At 36.6% G+C, this 1620-nt stretch carries 2 protein-coding genes; both read right to left on the bottom strand.

What is annotated here, in order from left to right; all coding sequences use genetic code 11:
- Positions 1-79 precede the first annotated feature (79 nt).
- Positions 80-976 carry an IS3 family transposase gene (locus DXB52_RS15685; RefSeq protein ID WP_118108045.1) on the bottom strand — a complete coding sequence of 299 codons (897 nt, stop codon included), beginning with the start codon at positions 974-976 and terminating at the stop codon, positions 80-82.
- Between the two features lie 2 nt (positions 977-978).
- Positions 979-1620 (bottom strand): helix-turn-helix domain-containing protein (locus DXB52_RS15680; protein WP_118108043.1); only part of this gene is annotated, 642 nt, incomplete at its 5' end.

Genomic DNA, 1620 nt, shown 5'->3' with positions numbered 1-1620 from the left:
TTGAACTGCTCCCCGTCAAGTAGACAATTGAAAAAATATAAATTTTTCCTACCAGCAGAAATTTATCTGCTGGCAGTTTTTATGCAGCTTGCAAGTAAATTTCATGTTTTTCCATTGGTGTTAAAATTCCAAGATTCCTTTGCAAACGTTTGTTGTTGTCGTAATCTATATAATCTTCGATCATTTTTACGAGAGTACTTCTATCAGTGAATCGTTTTCCATAGTATCGCTCTCTCTTCAGAATTCCCCAAAACCCTTCCATTGGTCCATTGTCGATACATTTAGCAACTCGCGACATGCTTTGTATTATTCCAGCATTTACAAGTTTTGTATGAAATGTCCTGTTCGTATATTGGAACCCCCTGTCACTGTGAAACAGTGGCTGCGCACCAGGATTTCTAAGTAAAGCATTGTCTATCGTATCAAACACCAAAGCATTGTTGTTCTTATCACGAATAACATACGAAACAATCCGTCTATCATATAGATCCAGTATTGCACTTAGATAAACTTTATGCTTTTCCATTCCAATATAATAATGGAATTCTGTCACATCAGTGAGCCATTTTTCATTTGGTGCTTTGGCAGTGAACTCCCGATTAAGTATGTTTTCCGCTATATACTGAGGGTTTGCAGCCTGTCTTGTGCATCCGTTGTTAGAATACTTGACAGTTGATTTTATATTAAGTTTACGGCAAATGCGTAGTACACGTTTATCGTTTACATCAATACCATGATATCGTTCCAAATCATCTCTGATTCTTCGATAGCCTTTATCCGGTGAGTCTGTATGAATCTTTTCTATCTCGTCAGCAATAAGCCTATTCTTTTGCTCACTTTTAGAAATTTCTCTGTGTAGCCATTTATAATAAGCTGCTCTAGAAACATTACCAAGTTTACAAAGTGCAGCAACTGAATAATTATGATCTTCATGTTCTTCTTTGATTGCCTGATATATATGTTCATGACGGACCAGGCTTAGCCCCGCCTCCTCTCTATTTCTTCGAGTTTTTTTAAAAAAGATGCCTCCATTTCAGCACGTTCTTTCTCTGCTTTTAAAATTTTAACTTCAGCACGCAGCTTTTCTAATTCACTCATTTCATCGGGACGTTTTCGTTTGCCACGGTTATCTCTTAAAGCTTTCACTCCACCAGCTTCATATTTGACTATATAATTGCGAGCCTGTTGATAGGACACCTGGTATTGTTCTGCTGTTTGGGCATAATTACGATCATGTGCAATACAATACTGTACTATTTCAACCCGTTCTTCAAAAGTGGTTTTTCTTCCTTTGGTCATGACAATGCTTCCTCCTGTTCCAGAAGATTTTAATTTTACATGACCATTATACTTCTTTATCCAAGTTTGTAACTTACCTTTTGAACGGATCCCGTATTTTTTGCAAATATCATTTTGAGAACCATGGCCTGCTAAATAATCTAAGACTGCTTGTTGTTTCAATTCTTTGGAATATTTTTTATTTCCTTTCAATGTGAATGCATTTACTCCCATAGATTCATAGTTTCGAATCCATTGTTGGACAGATGCAAGACTTACATCAAACATATCGGCAATTCGCCGTTGGCTTTCTTTTCCATCCAGATATAGATTTACAGCATA

The organism is Ruminococcus sp. OM04-4AA, from assembly GCF_003462585.1.
GTDB lineage: Bacteria > Bacillota > Clostridia > Lachnospirales > Lachnospiraceae > Mediterraneibacter > Mediterraneibacter faecis.
The sequence above is the reverse complement of the archived record's forward strand: the minus strand, read 5'-3'. Positions and strand labels throughout refer to the sequence as shown.